The sequence below is a fragment of the Ruegeria sp. AB7 genome (assembly GCF_056542625.1).
Map to the genome: position 1 here is coordinate 834,594 of NZ_JBQGAC010000002.1, position 18,421 is coordinate 853,014.

At 54.2% G+C, this 18,421-nt stretch carries 13 protein-coding genes; 10 read left to right on the forward strand and 3 right to left on the reverse strand.

Going from position 1 to position 18,421, the window contains the following annotated elements:
* Positions 1-169: 169 nt before the first annotated feature.
* On the forward strand, positions 170-1,174 hold the full coding sequence (locus ACR0EN_RS09805) for a LacI family DNA-binding transcriptional regulator (protein WP_170395012.1): 1,005 nt from the start codon (positions 170-172) through the stop codon (positions 1,172-1,174).
* Here ACR0EN_RS09805 and ACR0EN_RS09810 read toward each other — a convergent pair.
* Genes ACR0EN_RS09810 through ACR0EN_RS09820 form a run of 3 tightly spaced genes read right to left on the reverse strand, consistent with a single transcriptional unit; the run spans position 1,171 to position 4,334 of the window.
* The gene (locus tag ACR0EN_RS09810; protein WP_480586440.1) at positions 1,171-2,304 is read right to left on the reverse strand and encodes a Gfo/Idh/MocA family protein; all 1,134 of its coding nucleotides are present in this window, start codon (positions 2,302-2,304) and stop codon (positions 1,171-1,173) included. The genes ACR0EN_RS09805 and ACR0EN_RS09810 overlap by 4 nt on opposite strands.
* A gap of 13 nt (positions 2,305-2,317) precedes the next feature.
* Positions 2,318-3,211: a TIM barrel protein gene (locus ACR0EN_RS09815; protein ID WP_480586443.1), complete on the reverse strand. Its 894-nt coding sequence runs from the start codon at positions 3,209-3,211 to the stop codon at positions 2,318-2,320.
* Positions 3,212-3,230: 19 nt separating this feature from the next.
* Positions 3,231-4,334: a Gfo/Idh/MocA family protein gene (locus ACR0EN_RS09820; protein WP_480586445.1), complete on the reverse strand. Its 1,104-nt coding sequence runs from the start codon at positions 4,332-4,334 to the stop codon at positions 3,231-3,233.
* Positions 4,335-4,463: 129 nt separating this feature from the next.
* Between ACR0EN_RS09820 and iolD the strand changes: the two genes are divergently transcribed.
* From iolD to ACR0EN_RS09865, 9 genes are all read left to right on the forward strand, one after another.
* Positions 4,464-6,332: a 3D-(3,5/4)-trihydroxycyclohexane-1,2-dione acylhydrolase (decyclizing) gene (gene iolD, locus ACR0EN_RS09825; RefSeq protein WP_480586448.1), complete on the forward strand. Its 1,869-nt coding sequence runs from the start codon at positions 4,464-4,466 to the stop codon at positions 6,330-6,332.
* Entirely contained in the window at positions 6,332-7,171 is an 840-nt protein-coding gene (locus ACR0EN_RS09830) for a phytanoyl-CoA dioxygenase family protein (RefSeq protein ID WP_170395022.1), read from the forward strand. The genes iolD and ACR0EN_RS09830 overlap by 1 nt, the downstream gene beginning before the upstream one ends.
* Positions 7,168-8,145, forward strand: coding sequence for a 5-dehydro-2-deoxygluconokinase (gene iolC / locus ACR0EN_RS09835; RefSeq protein ID WP_170395024.1), 978 nt, complete (start codon positions 7,168-7,170; stop codon positions 8,143-8,145). The genes ACR0EN_RS09830 and iolC overlap by 4 nt, the downstream gene beginning before the upstream one ends.
* Before the next feature lie 12 nt (positions 8,146-8,157).
* Positions 8,158-9,015, forward strand: a complete 858-nt coding sequence (locus tag ACR0EN_RS09840) for a 5-deoxy-glucuronate isomerase (protein WP_170395026.1) — start codon at positions 8,158-8,160, stop codon at positions 9,013-9,015.
* Positions 9,012-9,842 (forward strand): class II fructose-bisphosphate aldolase, encoded by an 831-nt coding sequence (locus tag ACR0EN_RS09845; protein WP_480586451.1) that lies wholly within the window; start codon positions 9,012-9,014, stop codon positions 9,840-9,842. The genes ACR0EN_RS09840 and ACR0EN_RS09845 overlap by 4 nt, the downstream gene beginning before the upstream one ends.
* 1 nt (position 9,843) lies before the next feature.
* Positions 9,844-10,833 carry an inositol 2-dehydrogenase gene (gene iolG / locus ACR0EN_RS09850; protein WP_480586454.1) on the forward strand — a complete coding sequence of 330 codons (990 nt, stop codon included), beginning with the start codon at positions 9,844-9,846 and terminating at the stop codon, positions 10,831-10,833.
* Positions 10,834-13,034: 2,201 nt separating this feature from the next.
* Complete coding sequence (locus tag ACR0EN_RS09855) at positions 13,035-15,221, forward strand: adenylate/guanylate cyclase domain-containing protein (protein WP_170819151.1); 2,187 nt, start codon at positions 13,035-13,037, stop codon at positions 15,219-15,221.
* A gap of 26 nt (positions 15,222-15,247) precedes the next feature.
* A complete protein-coding gene (locus ACR0EN_RS09860) occupies positions 15,248-16,399 on the forward strand; it encodes a phosphatase PAP2 family protein (protein ID WP_480586457.1) in 1,152 nt (383 codons plus the stop codon).
* A 21-nt stretch (positions 16,400-16,420) separates the two neighbouring features.
* Positions 16,421-17,968: a S8 family serine peptidase gene (locus ACR0EN_RS09865; RefSeq protein WP_223117251.1), complete on the forward strand. Its 1,548-nt coding sequence runs from the start codon at positions 16,421-16,423 to the stop codon at positions 17,966-17,968.
* Positions 17,969-18,421: the final 453 nt, after the last annotated feature.

Here is an 18,421-nt window from a genome sequence, read left to right on the forward strand (position 1 = left end):
ATGTTATCGCGGATTGAGGCAGTCCTTCGCACCTCTCCGACTCGAGTTAGAGCATATCTGTCAAAATTTTGCAACCGGTTGCAAACGGTGTCAGATGTGTTTCATACTGTATCTGCCAAAGAATACAGGTAAAAGGACTGCCACTAAACGCAGGAAGGTCAGACGGATCATGGCTGTCACATTGAAAGAGGTTGCAGAACGCGCCGGCGTTTCACGCTCGGCGGTGTCGCGCACTTTCACCGATGGGGCCTCGGTATCCGACAAGATGCGCCGAAAAGTCGAGAAGGCCGCGCGTGAGCTGGGATACAGCCCAAATGCACTGGCTTCATCTCTGACCACAGGCCGAACTAAGCTGATCGGGCTGGTCTCGAACAACTTCCACAACCCGATATTTCTTGAAGTTTTCGACCTCTTTACCAGGGGGCTGCAGGACCGAGGCCTGCGCCCGTTGCTGGTGAATCTGACCGACGAGGTTGAACCCGAAAATTCGGTACGAATGCTGCGCCAGTATTCGGTCGATGGCGTTGTCGTAGCGTCGTCGACCTTGCCGCCCGGCTTCGCAAAAGCGTTTCGGGATGCTGGCGTACCAGTGGTGCACAGCTTTGGCCGGTCATCCTCTTCACCGCAGGTTCATGTGGTCGGGATCGACAATGTGGAATGCGGACGCATGGCGGCCCGCGAGCTGGTCGCGCGTGGTTATACGAAAGTAGCCTTTCTAGGCGGGCCCGAGGCGGCGACCTCGACTCAGGATCGCCATGCAGGCTTCATGTCAGAGATGGCCCGGCATCCTAGCATTGATGTGACCTGCTCGTTTGCTGAGGCTTACTCATTCGATGCAGGTCGTCAGGAAATGCTACGCTTGCTCCAATCTGAGCGGGCTGATGCATATTTCTGCGGCGATGACGTGTTGTCCATCGGGGTGTTGTCCGCGATTCTGGATAGTGGCCTAAAGGTGCCCGAAGACATCGGCATCATCGGCCTGAACGACATGGAAATGGCACGGTGGGAGAATATTGATCTCACCACCATCCATCAGCCGATCCGGCAAATCGTGAGTTCTTCGATCGAGCTGATGGTGGCAACCCTGAACGAACCCGACCGATATCCGGAGGCACGGATATTCCCATGCTCGGTGGTGGAACGGGGCACATTGCGCCCCGTATCTGAGAGTTAACGAAACATCGGCGGCCGGGCATCCATCCACGCGCTGCCCTGTTTCGCCGACTCGACCGCTGTATGCACAGCCGCCATCGACCGCACGCCGTCTGCCGCATTGGGCAAGCCGTCGCGGGTTTCCCCGGCAATTGCATCTGCGAGATCGCAATAGATATTCGCAACCGCCAACGGGAACCCTTCAGGATGCGCAATCGCCACCCGGCTGAGTCGTTGCGCGTCTTCATGCAGCCCGCCTTCGCCTTTTTCTATGATCTGCAGGCGACCACCAACAGGCGTGTAGATAAGCTGGTTCGGCTGCTCCGACGCCCATCGAAGACCGCCGGTTTCTCCGAACACCTGAATGTCGAACCCGTGCTGCCGACCGATGGCGACCGAAGAGGTCCACAACCGGCCAACAGCGCCTTTTGTCGTGCGGAAGTTGACCATGGCATCATCTTCAAGTTCACGGCTGCCAATGGTTGAAGCAAAATCTGCAGACAGGGTCTCAACCTCATCATCCGCAATGAATCCGGCCATGTGCATCGCGTGGATACCGCAATCAGCGAACTGCCCGGAAACACCCGCCATCGCAGGATCATAGCGCCAGCGCACGCGTGGATTGTCAGCATCGGTGGCGTCTCCGTGATGGCCGTGACTGAAATTGGTAACGACCAGACGGACTTTGCCGATCTCACCTGCGCGCACCATCGCACGAGCCTGACGCACCATCGGATAAGCCGAGTAACAGTAGTTTACCGCGCAAATCTTTCCTGATTTCTCGGCGACTTTGACAATCTCTTCGCCCTCTTCCACCGTCATGGTCATGGGCTTTTCGCACAGCACGTTGAACCCGGCCTCAAGATACGCTTTGGTGATCTCGAAATGCGTAGCATTTGGAGTGGCTACAGTGACCAGATCAATCCGATCCTCGCGCCCGCGCTCACCTTCCAGCATCTCGGTCCAGTCGCCGTAGGCTCGGTCTGCCGCGATACCCAATCGTTGGGCGTATTCGCGACCAATGTCAGGCCTGTGATCCAGCGCTCCGGCGGTGAATTGGAAATACCCGTCCGCCAGCGCTCCCAGCCGGTGCGCCGGTCCGATCTGGCTACCTTCGCCGCCTCCGATCATGCCCCATTTCAGCTTGGTCATGGTCTGGGCCTCCTTAACTGAAACCAATTGATTCAAGGTATTCACGATTCTTCCGCGCGTCCCCTACAGGATCAGGGTCGAGCGTTGGGTCGCAATCCTGCTCGACCGTGCACCATCCTGTGAAACCAGCGTCCAGCAGCACCTGGCGAACGGTCGGAAAGTCCACGTCGCCGTCGCCCAGATTGCAGAAAATCCCCTGCCCGCAAGCATCATAGAAGCCCGTCCGATTGGCAATTACATCCGCTTTCACTGTCGGAGAGATATCCTTGAAGTGCATGTACGAGATCCGATCAACGTAGCGCTTCATGAAGCCGACCGGATCGAACCCGGCATAAGAGTGATGCCCCGTATCGAAGCAAATTTTAAGAAGGCTTTCATCGACCTCGTCCAGCAAACGGATAAGTTCAGGTTCAAAGTCCATGAAGCCCGCAGCATGAGCGTGCATCCCAACGGTCAGCCCGTATTCCTCGGACCCGATCCGCGCGCTTTCAGAAATCCGATCCCGGAACGCCGTCCACTCGGCCTTGTCCATCTGCTCAGCCTCATCGGCGCGACCAGCGGTTGGCGCGCGGCGGGGTGAGATCGCATCGATCAGCACCATGTGCTTCGCCCCATGCGCTTTCAATGCGCGAGCGGTGCGGTGGGTGGCGTCCAGCACGTCTTCCCACGCGTCGGGGTCGTGATAGTTGCGGAACACAACGCCGCCGATCAGTTCAAGATCATGCTCGGCCAGCGCATCGGCCAGCACCGCAGGGTCTTCGGGCATGAAACCCACCGGGCCGAGTTCGATACCCTTATACCCGGCCACAGCGCATTCGCTGAGAACTGTTTTCCAATGCGGATTGCGCGGGTCCTGCGCAAATTCCACGCCCCAGGAACAGGGCGCATTGCCAATTCTGATGCTCATCTTGTCTTGTCTCCGATGCTCAGAAATCTTCGATATTTTTCCAGCTTTCATCCGCTGACGATGCCAATGCCGCAGCGACGACCCGGTTGACCTCATGCCCGTCGTGGAAGGTCGGCCAAACCGGTTTACCTGTCTCGATTGCACGCAAGAAATCGCGTGCTTCGATGATTATCTGGTCCTGATAGCCCGTGCCGTGGCCAGGGCCCTGACAGAACGGCTCATAGTCCGGGTGTGCGGGGCCGGTCAGGATTTTACGAAAGCCACGCTCAGCTTCGGGACCCTCCATACGGTAGAGCCACAAAACGTTCTGGTCTTCCTGATCAAAGCGGATCGCACCCTTGGTGCCACTGATCTCATAGGCATAGCCCATCTTGCGCCCCGTCGCGATTCGACTGATATAGATCGATCCCATTGCTCCGTTCGCGAACCGCACCATCATCTGAGCGTGGTCGTCATTGTCAACTTCGCCACCCGGGCGGCTATTGTGCACGGTTTCGACCTCGGCCATCACGCGTGAAATCGGGCCGATCAAAGCCAGTGCGGCATTGATCATATGAGGCGCAAGATCACCCATCGTTCCGTTCGACATTCCTGTTGTACGCCAGGTTGCCGGGGCTTGAGGGTGCGCGTAGAAATCTTCGGTATGCTCACCCCGAAACCATGTGATGTCGCCGATCTCTCCTTCGGCTATCAGAGCGCGAGCATATTGGCTGGCCGGGGTGCGGATATAGTTGAAACCAACCATGTTGGCCAAGCCCGAGGCCTCGGCTGCTGCTGACATCGCCGCACCATCCTCCAGCGACGCGCCCAAAGGCTTCTCACACAGCACCGGTTTGCCCAGCGCAAACGCTGCCTGAGCGATCTCGCGATGTGTTTCCGGAGGCGTGGCGATCACGACGGCCTCGACCTTCGGGTCGTTCACCAACACACGCCAGTCATCCGTCGAGCGCGCGAATCCATAGGCCTGACGATACCGCACAGCGCTTTCCGGTGACGAGGCGCACACCATCTCTAACCGTGGTCGCAAGGCCGTGTTGAACACCGCCCCAACCGAGGACATGGCGACCGCATGAGCCTTGCCCATATATCCGCCGCCTAGAATGCCAATGCCGATCTCTGCCATTCCGACGCCCTCCCTCGCTTTTTCTTGAAAACCATTTGCAACCGGTTGCAAAACTTGTATCGTGAGAATAGGACTCTCGCAAGCTGCATTCGGCACTGCATCATAATTTTCCTAAAGGAGCCCGCAGACATGTCCGCGCAACACGACACTGTTTACCTGACAACGGCGCAGGCGATCATTCGCTGGCTGTCGAACCAATTCATCGAGATCGATGGTCAGGAATATCGCCTATGTGGCGGGGGCTTCGGGATTTTTGGTCATGGCAATGTGACCTGCCTGGGCGAGGCACTGAATACTGTCCGGGATGAGCTGCCGTTGTATCGCGGGCAGAATGAACAGAGCATGGGATTCGCCGCCGCGGGCTATGCCAAGCAATGGCTGCGTCAGCGATTCATGTTCTGCACCGCTAGCGCAGGCCCCGGCACTGCGAATCTGTTGACTGCTGCTGGACTGGCCCATGCGAACCGACTGCCAATGCTGATGTTGTGCGGGGACACGTTCATCACCCGCTTGCCGGATCCGGTTCTGCAGCAGATGGAGAACTACTATGACCCGACGTTTGGTGTGAATGACGCCTTCAAACCGGTCAGCCGCTATTGGGATCGCATCACGCATCCGGCACAGGTCATTCAATCACTGCCCGCCGCTATAGCGACAATGCTGGACCCGGGCGATTGCGGGCCGGCGTTCCTCGGGTTGCCACAGGATGTGCAGGGTTGGACCTATGATTATCCGGTGAAGTTCTTTGAGAAAAAAGTGCATCGCATTCGTCGCCAATCTCCCGATGCGGATGAAATCGCCGATGCCGCTACCGCGTTGGCAAGCGCGAAACGCCCGATGATCATCGCGGGTGGGGGCGTGCAGTATTCCAAAGCCGTGACCGAGCTGACCGAATTCGCCGAAAAGCTTCAGATCCCGGTCGTCGAAACCATCGCGGGCCGCGCTAATATGCTTGCGACTCATCCGCTGAATATCGGCCCGATTGGCGTGACCGGATCAGACAGCGCCAACGCGATTGCGGAACAGGCCGATGTGATAGTTGCCATTGGAACCCGGCTGCAGGATTTCACGACAGGATCATGGACAGCCTTTTCCAAGGACGCCCAGTTCATCTCGATTAACGCCGCGCGACATGATGCGGGCAAGCATATGTCATTGCCGGTTGTCGGGGATGCTAAACTGTCAATTCAGGCTCTAACACAGGCGATTGATTACTCTGCGCCATCCGATTGGGTATCTCTGGCGCAGGACGAACGGCGTAAATGGGATGCCTATGTGGCCGAGAATGTCGCGTACGGGAACCGCCCAAATTCCTATGCTCAGGCCATCGGCGTTGTGAACGAACTCTGTGACTCGCGTGACCGCGTGGTCGCCGCTGCCGGAGGTCTGCCCGCTGAAGTCACCGCCAACTGGCGCACGCTGGATATTGGCACCGTTGATGTTGAGTTCGGATTCTCCTGCATGGGCTATGAGATCGCAGGCGCTTGGGGGGCGCGCATTGCCCAATCTGAGCGTGAGCCGGATAAGGACACGATTACGTTTTGCGGTGATGGCTCATATCTGATGCTGAACTCGGACATCTATTCCTCGGTTCTGAGCCGCAAAAAGATGATTGTTCTGGTGCTGGACAATGGCGGTTTTGCAGTCATCAACAAGCTGCAGAACAACACAGGCAACGAAAGCTTCAACAACCTGCTGGAAGACTGCCCCACCATCCCCGAAGCCTTTGGCGTTGATTTCGCGGCCCACGCGGCCTCGATGGGGGCCACCAGCGAAAAGGTCGCGAACCCGGCAGAACTGGCCGAAGCGTTCAAGCGCGCCAAGGCCAGCGACAAGACTTATGTGATTGTGATGGACGTGGACGCCTATGAAGGCTGGACCACTGAAGGCCATGCATGGTGGGAGGTTGGAACACCCCACACTTCGGCTGACGAGAGGGTTCGTGATGCTCATGTCGAATGGGAATCGACCCGCGAAAAACAACGCAAGGGCATCTGATGAAACGGTTCAAGGCAGAAACGGCTGACCCAGACGTCATTGTGGATGAATTGCTGAACGGTGATGGAGTCGTCGCAATCTCGGGCCTTTTCACCCCTGAAGAGATCGCCGAGGCACGTGCCATCGTCATGGCCGAATCCGAAACAGCGGCCGAGAAAGTGACCCATTTCCAAGGCGCTGCGGAAGAGGATGGCAAACTGAACCTGCAGCGGCGGGTCTGGAATCTGTTGGCTAAGGGCGACGTGTTTTCACGCATGGCTGCGCATCCGGTTCTGATGAAGATCCTCCGCAAGTTTCTGGGGACCGAGTTCATCATGGGCTCGATCGCTGCTAATCGCATCCTGCCGGGCGGGCCGGGGCAGGAGCCGCATGTCGACTATCCCTATTGGGACTTTCACAGCCCCGAAACGCATCCCGTCGGTCTGAATGGATCATTTCCGATGAATGCACAGGTCTCGGTTTTGCTGGACCCGTTCACCAAGGAAAGCGGCGCGACCGGCTATGTACCCGGATCGCAGAAAGAGCTGCGTTATCCCACGCCCGAAGACAAGTTCTATGACAAATGCGAGCAGATGACCGGTGAGCCTGGTGATGTTGCTCTGTTCTATGGCGTAACGTGGCATTGCGCGATGCCGAACAAAGCGGATCACGACCGCAGCGCGATCCTGATCCAGTATCTGCCCAAATGGGTTAAACCAATGGAAGATATGCCCGCTGCGCTACCGCAGGATTTCCTTGATCAGGCAAGTCCCGATCTGCGGCAGTTGCTGGGCCTGAATTATCCCTACCCCGAGGTGCTGGATGCCGCGCGGGCAGGCAATACCGAGGGGCGCACGTGACTCTGATTGAAGGTATAAAAGGTAACCGCTTTGCCGTGTTCGGCAGGGCCGGAATGGACATGTTTGCGGATCCGGTCGGAACCAAAAGCGAAGACGCACAGGTGTTTCGCGCCGATCTGGGGGGATCAAGCGCCAATATCTGCGCCGGACTGGTGAAGCTGGGATCGCAAGCGGCGCTGGTCACCTCGGTCTCGGATGATGCCGTGGGGCGGTTCTGTGTGAACCGGCTGCGCGACTATGGCGTTGAAACGAGATATGTCCGAGCTGTGGGTGGCGAGGCGCGTACGTCCTTGGCTGTCTACGAAAGTTGCATCGAAGACTTTCAGAATGTCATCTACCGCAACGGCGCCGCTGATTTCCAGGTAACCGAGGCGGATATGGATGAGGTCGACTACAGCGCCTTCTCAGCCCTGATCACGGCGGGCACGGTGTTTGCTGCGGAACCCTCACGCTCGGCCACCTTCCGCGCGTTTGAAAATGCGCGCGCCTCAGGCCTGCCGGTGATCTTCGACATCGATTACCGCCCCTATAGTTGGCCATCACCCGAAGTCGCCTCAGAGGTTCTGACCCGCGCAGGGAATGAAAGCGATCTTATCGTAGGCAATGATGAAGAGTTCGGCTTTATGGCGGGCGGCATCGAAAAAGGTTTAGACAAGGCCCGCGAATTGGCGGCCAACGGCAAGATGGTGATCTACAAGATGGGCCATGAGGGGGCCATTACGCTGGCAGACGGGCAAGAGGTCCGCACCGGCATCTACCCGGTTACCGCCGTGAAGCCCAACGGCGCAGGCGACAGTTTTCTGGCCGGTCTGCTGGCCTCGATCGCTGCGGGGCATGACCTGCGCGATGCGGTGCTGCGCGGTTCGGCCTGCGCGTCGATCGTCGTGTCGAAACCCGGCTGCGCCGGGGCCATGCCGACGACGCCCGAACTTGACGAATTTCTGGCCCAACACCCGGGCTCCACGGATACCTGAAAGGAGACGCAGATGCATATTGCGCCCCATGACAACCAGAACAAACCTATCGTCGATGCCGACCATGATCTGGTGCCGCTAAACTATTTCAACATCGTCAAACTGAAAAAGGGCGAGGTGTTCGAATATGCCGTACCGGGCTATGAGACCTGCATCGTGCCCGCTACCGGTACCGTGGATGTCGATGTGGACGGCGCGATCTATACCAACCTTGGCAACCGCACCATCGACGTCTGGGATGGCGAGCCCGAGGGCGTATACGTTCCCGTCGGCGCCAAGGTTCGAATAACCTGCATGACGGATGAAACCGAAACCTTCATCGCGGGCGCAAAATTCGACCGTGTGCTTGAACCCTTTGATGTCCGCGTACCCGAGCTGGATCTGGTGCAGTATGGATCGGACGACACCAAAACCCATCGAAAAATCAAACACATTCTGGGCGCGAACCATCACGACAAGGTCGGCCGCTTGCTGGTGTCTGAACTTTATACCGTGGGTCAGGGCGGCTGGTCCGGCTTTCCCAGCCACAAACATGACACCGACCGCAAAAGCGACGATGGCGAAATGATCGAAACCCGCCATGACGAAACCTATAATTTCCGCTTCCGGCCCAACTATGGTTCTGGCGTCCAGATGCTGCAGCGCGAAGACAACAAGCCGGGTGATGCCTATCACATCATGGATGGCTCGACGATCTTGCTGGACAAGGGCTATCACCCCTGCGCAGTTTTGCCGGGGTATGAAATGTACTATTTCACCATCCTCGGCGGGCTCAGTCAGCGCTCGCTGAAGCAGTATTTCCAACCGACCCATGCAGCCCAGCTGCATACGATCCCGGGCATTATGGACATGGTGGCCAAGTTCAAATGAGCCTTGTGACATTATCGGACGTGCTGCGACCCGCGCTGCGTGACGGCTATGCCGTGGCCGGGTTGGTGACGCTGGGCTGGGAGGATATGCGTGCCTACGTGGCCGCTGCAGAAGCCGAAGGCGTACCGATCATCCTGCAAGCCGGCCCATCATGCCGCGAACACACGCCGCTGCCGGTTCTGGGCAAGATGTTCCGCCATCTGGCCGAAGGGGCCAGTGTGCCTGTCGTGGCCCATCTGGACCATGGCTATACGTGGGACGAGTGCCGCATCGCCATCGACAGCGGCTTCACCTCTGTCATGTTCGACGGCTCACGCAAGCCTTTGGAACAGAATATCGCCGAGACCGCTGCAATTGCCGAGATGGCCCATGCCGCTGGTGTCTCCTGCGAGGGGGAAATCGGTTTTGTCGGCTATTCGGGTGGTGAAGGTTCGGACGGAACCGACCCGGAGGAAGCCGCGCAATTCGCCCGAGAGACCGGCGTGGATGCAATGGCGATCTCGGTTGGCAACGTCCATTTGCAGCAGAACAAAGAGGGCGGTCTGGACGAGGCCCGTATCCGCGCCATCGAAGCCGTGACCGAGATACCTCTGGTGATCCATGGCGGCTCGGGCGTGCCGGTTGCGCAACGTGCTGCGCTGGCGCGCGGATCGAAAATCTGCAAATTTAACATCGGGACCGAGCTGCGAATGGCCTTTGGGAATGCCCTGCGAACGGCCGTGAATGCCGATCCGGACAGGTTCGACCGCGTTCAAATACTGAAAGATACACATGAACCGGTGGTCGAGGCGACGCGCCGAGTACTGAAAGCGTTCAAAGGGGCATGACATGCTGAATATTGGGCTATTGGGATGCGGGCGGATCGGTCAGATTCATGCGCGCTCGATCGGGCAGATTGATGGCGCACAGGTGAGCGCAGTGGCGGACGCATTCACAGAACCGGCTCAGATGCTGGCCGACAAAACTGGCGCACAGATCCTGTCGGCGGACGAACTGATCGAAAGTGAAGATGTCGATGCTGTCGTCATCGGTACTCCGACCGACACCCATTACGATCTGATCCATAAAGCGGCGAATGCCGGCAAAGCGATCTTCTGCGAAAAGCCGGTGGACATGTCCGCTGACCGCATCCGCGATTGCATCAAGGTGGTCGAAGCCTCCGGCGTGCCCTTCATGACGGCCTTCAACCGCCGCTTTGATCCGAGTTTTGCCAATATTCAATCCCGCATCGCCGAAGGTGAGATCGGCGCGGTCGAAATTGTTACCATTCTGTCCCGCGACCCCTCGCCGCCACCGATCAGCTATATCGAAAGCTCGGGTGGGTTGTTCCGCGATATGATGATCCATGACTTGGATATGGCACGTTTCTTGCTGGGCGAAGAACCTATCAGCGTTTACGCTGTTGGATCATCGCTCGTCGATCCCGAGATCGGCAAAGCCGGAGACATCGACACCGCAGCCGTAACCCTGACGACGGCCAGTGGCAAGATTTGCCAGATCTCCAACTCGCGCCGCGCCAGCTATGGCTATGATCAACGCATCGAGGTGCATGGCGAGAAGGGCATGTTGCGGGCCGAAAACATGTTGGAGAATGTGGTTGAGGTCGCGACCCCGTCGGGTTTCCGCAAAGCCCCCGCCCAGCATTTCTTTCTTGAACGCTACGAAGGCGCCTATCAAGCCGAGATGGCCCATTTCATTGCCGCTGTGTCCGGATCAGGACAACTTGCACCAGGTATCATCGATGGGCTGCGGGCTCAGTTGCTGGCCGATGCGGCAAACGCGTCCTTGAAGCAGGGCACCGTTATCAGCCTCGTTTGAGGTTTTTGGGAAATCATCGAGGTTCAAGGTACGACGCGCCAAACTCGTACCCCCTCAAGAAATCATCAGACATCTTCTAGGCGCGCCGTATCGTTTTGGTATCTGGGCGAGATGTCCGGAATGTGTCTGAAAGATTAATTTTCCCAACTACGGGGAACCCCCAATATACGGGCCTACACGCATCGCATAACCTGAGCTCAACGGACCACTTTCACTGTTCCGTGTATCCCCTTCAGAGGGGTTGGCTCGACCCCCTCGCCAACCCCTCTGCTAGGTGGAATGTGAGGCGACGCTTTCAATCTAATACCGCCACCGCGAGATTTGGACGAAGCGGGCTTGTTTTCGGGTTTTAGACCTGTTCACTTTGTGCGACGACGGCGTCACCGATCAACGAAAAAGAAGTGCGTGCTGTTTCTTTAATTGTTTAATTTCTATGCTTTATAATCAAACCTCGACACCCCGAGAGAACAGTTGTCACGAGCGCGACAACATGCGCCTAAAGGCCCTACAACTTTGCGGTGCTACATTAGATCGCTGAAACAAGCGCATTCACGGCTCCGGCAAAACCAGCCACTGCCACAACACTTGCCAAAATGACACAAAGGATTTCCAACGCACTAAGTTTCATATCGGCCCCCACCGGAATTCTGCTCCCGGCATAGAGCAAGTCTTGAAAGGCGAATAGTGAGCTTATGTTTACGTTGCGGAAACTTGCTATCCAGGCAGCGCTTACTTGCTCAGATACCGCTCTCAGGACGTTAGTTGGGGTCGTTCTGATGGCATTTCTATCTTGACCTGTTGCACCTCTGCATCGCCGATTGCACATCATTCGGCGCGCAACGATCAATGGAAAGATACCTGAAACTGCGCCCATAGAATCTAATGGCGCTGTCGAAGTACATCATAACTACACCCAGATGCGCGATACAAAAGGTTTGAACGCGCATTGTATCAACGCCACCGAAAATGCGCTTCGGTCATTGGGCTATCAGAAGACTGCTCGTGGGGCGGCATATCGAACTAGGTAACCCCCTCAAATCCAGTTGGAAAAACTAGAAAGTGCTAAAAATAAAGACATGCCGCCCTCTGTGGCAGGATGGCATTATGGCAAAAATGTGTCCACGGCTAAATTCGAAACTCTTAGTTCGTGAATTGGAAACAAGATGTTTCGGAAAGATTCTCGGGGCCACAGAGAACCCTACACTTCGAAGGTGCTCAGTGATGAAAGTTTGAATGCGAAAGATAACACTATGACGTCACTCTCTCCACCTATGAAGAAGGCTCGATAAGCGGACCATCGCTGCTTGGTGTCCTTCTCAGCAGAAACTACGATACCTCTCATTGGATGAGGGATAGCCTCATCAAGCTTCAACCGAATTGCACGGCCAACACTGGATGGGCACTTCCCGAGCTACTGAACTGACACTTTAAACTGGAATGCATCTTGCTTCCCCATCTGTGCCCATCGCGCATCCTTCGTTCCAGAGAACGGTTCAAGTCATCAAACCTTGGGAGCAAAATTTGTTCTAAACAAAAAACGGGGGAGTTCTAGGTTAGTTCAATATACTTCAACTGATAAGCATCCATTTTGACGAAATATAGTACAATGCTTCAATTGGTAGAAATCCAAAGATCTAATTCAATCGTAACACGACCCTTGGGTTTTACCGTTGTGTTGTCATAGAGAAAGATGAATTAGCAGCGCTTGAAGTCTTGGTACGTGTTGATGCAAAAATTGAAGCCAATGACAAGATGTCAAGAAACGCCTTTTATCGATATTCAAGTGGCATTCACTATTTGACCTCTTAATGTGCATCCATATCTCGCGCTGCGACGGTGCGTTTCATTCTTATTCACCGGAATCAAGCACTTATGAAGTAATGCGGAAGCTTTCCCTCTTTAACATCTACCAATGACCGGAAAGTATCAGTTCATATCACCACCACTAAATTTATTTATTTATATCTGGCACTTAACAAATACCTGCGTTCGCAATTGCAAATGTCGAGCGCGTTTAATGTCGACGAGTTACTGAGATTAGTGTACTACTGAGCCTAACTGTGGGGTTATTTTTATTTAAAACAATCGATCAGGGTGTCGAATTTTAGGCATTAGAAACGTTTAATCTATTTACTTTGAGGTCAAGATATGGGGTAGACCAGACAAAGTTTTCCAAGACTAAAACACCCGAAGCCCGCCTAATGGCCATCGTGTTCATTGATGCATGTGGGTACTCGTTAGCGGTTCGCGAAACTGAAATGCGAACCCTATCCACTATTCGCGCGGATCTGAATCTAGCCAGTGAAGTAGTGGTCGCACTTGGAGGTGAAGTCACGGGTATTGCTGGTGATGGTTTTTGCGCGACATTCAGAAGTGTTTCAGTCGCGGTAGAAGCCTCGTTGAGGGTACAGGAAACTCTTTCTGAACAAGTCGGAAACTATGATCGCGGGTTCAGGATCGGTGTACATGTTGGTGATACATTTGAAATAGACCGCCAAATCATAGGGAACACCGTGAACACTGCGGCCCGTATCGAAAGTGCTGGATCGGCCGGTGACGTCCTGGTCTCCAGTGCGGTCCGAAATTCGCTTCGGGGTGGAAACGACTTTCGGTTTGTCTCCATCGGCTACCCAACACTAAAAAATCTGGGAAACTCTCTCGAGTTATTCAAGGTGATCAGGGTTTCGGACCAAGGGTCGCTGTCAAAGGCTCGTCTCGAATTGATTGGGTATCCGAAGTATTGGGGCTCCCAAAACACTTTGCTGGACCTAAGCAACGAGCAGACAATGCTTCTCTCGCTCTTAGCTTGCTCTCAAGGTGTTTTTTCAGCGCATCGGGCTGGCGAAATTATTTGGGAGGACCAGTCTACTTCTGAAAGGTCTGCTTTATTGGAGCGGCTCGTTGACGCCACCAATGAACACACGGGTTTGGCAACCCTAATCAGTGTAGTTCGCGACAAAGATCTCATTTGCCTCAATCAACAAGAATTGGAAATAGACGTAACGGAGCCAGCAGCAGAACTATCGAATAATAAGCTGTTGGAGGGTTTCAATTGCCGCAATGCTGCTTTCATGGATTGGCTCCAGCATCAACGGTCTGCGGTTCGATGCATCAACCAAGATGGTGCTAATCTAGTAAGTAAAACCGATCTCACAACTCAGCCAACGCCTAATGCGTCATGGGTAGAAACTACGAGAACAAATTTCGTAATTGGCCTTCTAGCCTCAGATGTGGGAGCGGGATCGGAAAAAGCCTCTTTCGTAGCAAATATCGTCGCAGAGCAGCTATCAAAATCTCTTTCGGAAACCGAGGCCCTGATTGTTCAGGACTATCGCACCCCGAACGTGCCCGGGCCATACAACTCCAGCCCCAGCCACGGTGTTGGTCCCGACTTGTTTCTTCAGTGCAGAGCGTCAGCCTGCGAAAGCATGCTTCAAGTTTCTGTCACTGCAATGCGCCCCGAGGACCGGAAAGTTATTTGGAATCAGAATGTGGTGGCTGATCAGGGCGACTTTCTTGGGCTCTCAACCTCCAGCGTTGCAGCTTTTGTAAGCTACGCTACCGATGCGCTCCTCACGGCATTGGTGAATGGGCGTCATATGCGAGACCCCGCTGCCCATCATGCTGCAAAGACGGCGATCTCAGCAGTCCATCACTTGCTAACAATGTCCGGACCCGGTTTGGACCATTTGCAGGCAGACATATTGGCGGCCTACGAAATCGACCCCAAGCCTGTTTACTTGGCCTGGCTAGCATATTTTACGACGTTCCAAATCGGCGAACGTTACGGAACGTGGGACATTGAGCTTGAAGAAAGAGCACGAGAGCTAGCGAGGCGAGCAGTCGAAGCTGACGCAGATAACGGGACCGTTTTAGGGCTTGTCGCTCACGTCTATTCCTACGTATTCCGCGAGTTTTCGATTGCTCAGGACCTTTCTGACAGAGCCCTGGAGCTGAGCCCATATCGTGCAATGTGTTGGGATTCTGCTGCGATGCTCTATTGCTATACCGATCGTCCGAGGCTTGCAGTGGAGGCCGCGAACAAAGCTAGGGTTATCGGACGGCACAGCCCTTATCGTCATCTATTCGACGGCGCAAGCTGCGTAGCTTCGTTGGTAAATGGCGACTTCGAACAAGCCGTCAAATTTGGCGAAAACGTAATGGCGGTACAACCTCAGTTTAAAGCGGTTATGCGCTATCTGGCGGCATCTTACGGTCACTTGGGCGATCACACCAAAGGTGAGAAAGCGTTACATCGACTTGTCGAATTGGAGCCAGACATGTCTCTCACAAGTATTCGAGAAGACTGGTTTCCGGTTCCAACCCGCTTCAGCGCAAAACTTATGGAGGATGGTCTGAGCCGTATCGGGCTGCCAAAACAAATTTAGTATTTCGATCAAGGGAGGGGGATTCATTGAATTACGTTAGTTTTCTCAACAACTTCGGTATGCTCGTTCGGCGTGGGGAATTGATTTCGTGTAAAGTTTTAAAGCTGGCGAACTTGGGCGCAGAGGACAATCCTGAGCGAAATAGGGATGAACTTGTATCGCTAATCTATGACGAACAGCAGCAAACATTCTGGGCGTACGTCAATGCGATTCGTGAGATCAAGGACGACATAATTGATGATCCAACACTTGAAAAATTGAATTTGTTTTTTGATGAGATGACTCTGGTAGATCGTCTTCAGCGGAACGAACAAGTAGCTAATTCGGTTGCCACAGAAATTGGAAGCCGGTCTGCACTCGGAGCCGCTGTAATCGCGATGGGTCAGTCTTCATCCTTTGCCCTGAACCGCAACAGAAATAGAAACCGCAATAGAAACAGGAATCGAAATAGAAACAGAAATAGGAATCGAAATAGAAACAGAAACCGCACTGAGTTCGATTTCGGTGGGAGCGATGCCTCATTTGGGTGGCGCGAAATGCGTGATCTCTGTAAAATTGGCATTCCTATTGATACAAGTATTCTCGGGAAAATCTGGGAGAATATTGATCTTCTACCACCTCCAGGACCCGATGAAAGCCTGAACGAAACCACTCATCTGCTGGAGCTTCAGGAGCAACTGAAACAGCCAGATCAAGTGCGCCGTCGCGACGAAATTGTTGCGCAAGCGCAGTTCGGAATTGACGATTACCTGACCCCTTTAGGGATTGACGAGCAGGGCGGATTTGATGCGACGAAGGCCTTGATGGTCATCCTGCTGGAAATCACCAACGAGATCGGCCTTACTTACAAGAATAGGTTCAGCCGACCTCGACCAAACATCGTGCAGCCGCTTATCCGTCCTTACATCCCCGTACCCTATCACGCTGCATATCCATCCAACCATTCTTATCAATCATTCGCGATTGCAGAGCTGTTCTCTCGGCTGGTTCCAGAGCATCCGGGAACGATAGCGCTTTTCCATCGCGCCCAGCGTATTGCCGAGAACCGAGAATGGGCAGGTCTACACTACCCAAGTGATACAGCTGCAGGACGAAGTCTCGCAAAGAAAACAGTGGTTTATCTAACAGAAGCTCTCGATGAACTGATGGATGAAGCCCAAGACGAATGGCTGGGATAGCTACAAAGGGGAGGTGAGCCAATGCCTGTTGGCGATGAGTTATATAAACGTTACTACTATCTTTGGCATCTGGTGGCGATCAATGCGATTTCCGTACCAACTGGCACCTCATCTGGTGAGGTTTGCCCGACGATAACTGGTGTCGAATGGGATTTTGCAGGACGGGATGTAAAAATTGGCCTCATTGATATGGGGGTGGCCCGGCATCATCCAAACTTAGAAGCGCCAGAGGCCCCCCTTCCCCCTCCAGATCAAGTTATTTGGAATGACGCAATTGATCTAGCGAGCCACCCGTATGGAGCAAAGTACGAGGAGTTATCGGCATATCCTGCAGCAAACAGACACCGCGAGTTACCAGAACAACATTTGACCGGAATCAGCGCTTTGGTCATACCTGGTCTCGACCCCGAAGAAACCGAGATAATTAACAGAATTAGTAACGGTTTTGGCGTCAAGCGTTACGTCGATGCCTATGATGATCGGTATGCCGCTCACGGGACTGGATGCGCTGGCCTGACTAGCGGTACCAGTTATGAATTGGATCAGTTCGGCAATGCGGGTAATGTTGCCCCTTACTTTGGCGTAGACCCGCTAAGCAAAGTAGTTCCTATCACAACTTCAATATCTCCTAGCCCTGAAGAACTGATAGCGGCCTTTCTATATGCAGAAGCGAAAGGTGTGGATGTCATTCTATTTCCGCGCGATGCCGCTGACCCTTCGTATTGGCCCGGCTATCCAACCTCTTTTGACGATGATGAAGAGACCCGCCTTCATAAAAGCAAGGCGGGAGAAGTTCATGAAGATATTTTGGATATCCAAAAATCCTGGGCTCTACTTGAGAAAGTCATAGAATGGGTAAGCAAGCAGACGCCTGTTGTATGCGCCGCAGGTAATGAGGGCAGGAGTGAACTGATTTACCCGGCTAGTTTGTCATCCAATCCCGCAAACGGTGTCATTTCAGTAGGCGCCGTCAATTACAACGGCTACCGATCGGGTTATTCCAACTACTCGGGTGATCTGACCGTAGTCGCACCTTCAGATGACGGAGAAGTATATAACAGATACCAAATCCGATTGGACCGTCGCGCTGCTTCAGCAGGCGACTTCTGGGTAGAGAACGTGCACAAAAAGCGCGAACCACCTTATGATGATATCCCTGAAATTTCATTTGCCTCACAACGGTTACTTTCCTTGGATGTTCCAGGACCGAGGGGCTACGTGGAAGGAACATTCGCTGGCCCTGTGAAGAAACGAGAAAGTGCGCGCGACGATCCTTCGGGATTATATGCTGAATTTGGAGGCACATCGGGTGCTGCTGCCTTGGTCGCCGGAGCAATCGCGATGATGCAGCGCAAGTCGACTTCAAAGGTGTCAGGTGTTGACGTCAAGAACATTTTCGAAGGTTTTTCGGCTGATACCAATAAACTAAATCTAGACCACTGGTATTGGTTAGATGCAGGGTCATCTTTGCAGCCAGATGCCATGAACTCATATACAACACCGAGCACAGATGAGCTTTTTGGGCAAGCAGGACTATTGGACGTCGCAAAACTACTTTTACAGGTTTGAACAAACTAGGACGTGTGATTGGTTGATACCGCTCCTTTCAAGGCATTTTGCCGCAAAGGAGATTGAATATGGGAATGAAGCGCACGGATTGATTCGTCTCTGCTGCGAGACGGATCAAGCTGATCATTGGGCTTTCATGCAAACAAACTGCGTTTGAACGCGGCATTGGCATTAAGCGATCGGAACGCTTGGCGCAGAATACCAATATCGCGCCATTAATGGGTTGAGATCAGAAGCACGTAGAGCGATAGATTCAGGGTCATCCCTATTCTCCCATTCTTCCTCACGCGTCGATTTTGGAGCGTGGCGCGATGAGGTGAAGACGTTAAGCAATTGCTCCGGGTGATCAATTGTAGTCTGCGCGGGCTGCTCTGGGATTTTCTAAAGTTGGTTGCGGGAGCAGGATTTGAACCTGCGACCTTCAGGTTATGAGCCTGACGAGCTACCGGGCTG

Excerpts from the sequence above, each read along its gene's own strand:
- ACR0EN_RS09805 (WP_170395012.1), top strand. The coding sequence starts at position 170 with ATGGCTGTCACATTGAAAGAGGTTGCAGAACGCGCCGGCGTTTCACGC.
- ACR0EN_RS09810 (WP_480586440.1), bottom strand. The coding sequence starts at position 2,304 with ATGACCAAGCTGAAATGGGGCATGATCGGAGGCGGCGAAGGTAGCCAG.
- ACR0EN_RS09815 (WP_480586443.1), bottom strand. The coding sequence starts at position 3,211 with ATGAGCATCAGAATTGGCAATGCGCCCTGTTCCTGGGGCGTGGAATTT.
- ACR0EN_RS09820 (WP_480586445.1), bottom strand. The coding sequence starts at position 4,334 with ATGGCAGAGATCGGCATTGGCATTCTAGGCGGCGGATATATGGGCAAG.
- iolD (WP_480586448.1), top strand. The coding sequence starts at position 4,464 with ATGTCCGCGCAACACGACACTGTTTACCTGACAACGGCGCAGGCGATC.
- ACR0EN_RS09830 (WP_170395022.1), top strand. The coding sequence starts at position 6,332 with ATGAAACGGTTCAAGGCAGAAACGGCTGACCCAGACGTCATTGTGGAT.
- ACR0EN_RS09840 (WP_170395026.1), top strand. The coding sequence starts at position 8,158 with ATGCATATTGCGCCCCATGACAACCAGAACAAACCTATCGTCGATGCC.
- ACR0EN_RS09845 (WP_480586451.1), top strand. The coding sequence starts at position 9,012 with ATGAGCCTTGTGACATTATCGGACGTGCTGCGACCCGCGCTGCGTGAC.
- iolG (WP_480586454.1), top strand. The coding sequence starts at position 9,844 with ATGCTGAATATTGGGCTATTGGGATGCGGGCGGATCGGTCAGATTCAT.
- ACR0EN_RS09855 (WP_170819151.1), top strand. The coding sequence starts at position 13,035 with ATGGCCATCGTGTTCATTGATGCATGTGGGTACTCGTTAGCGGTTCGC.
- ACR0EN_RS09865 (WP_223117251.1), top strand. The coding sequence starts at position 16,421 with ATGCCTGTTGGCGATGAGTTATATAAACGTTACTACTATCTTTGGCAT.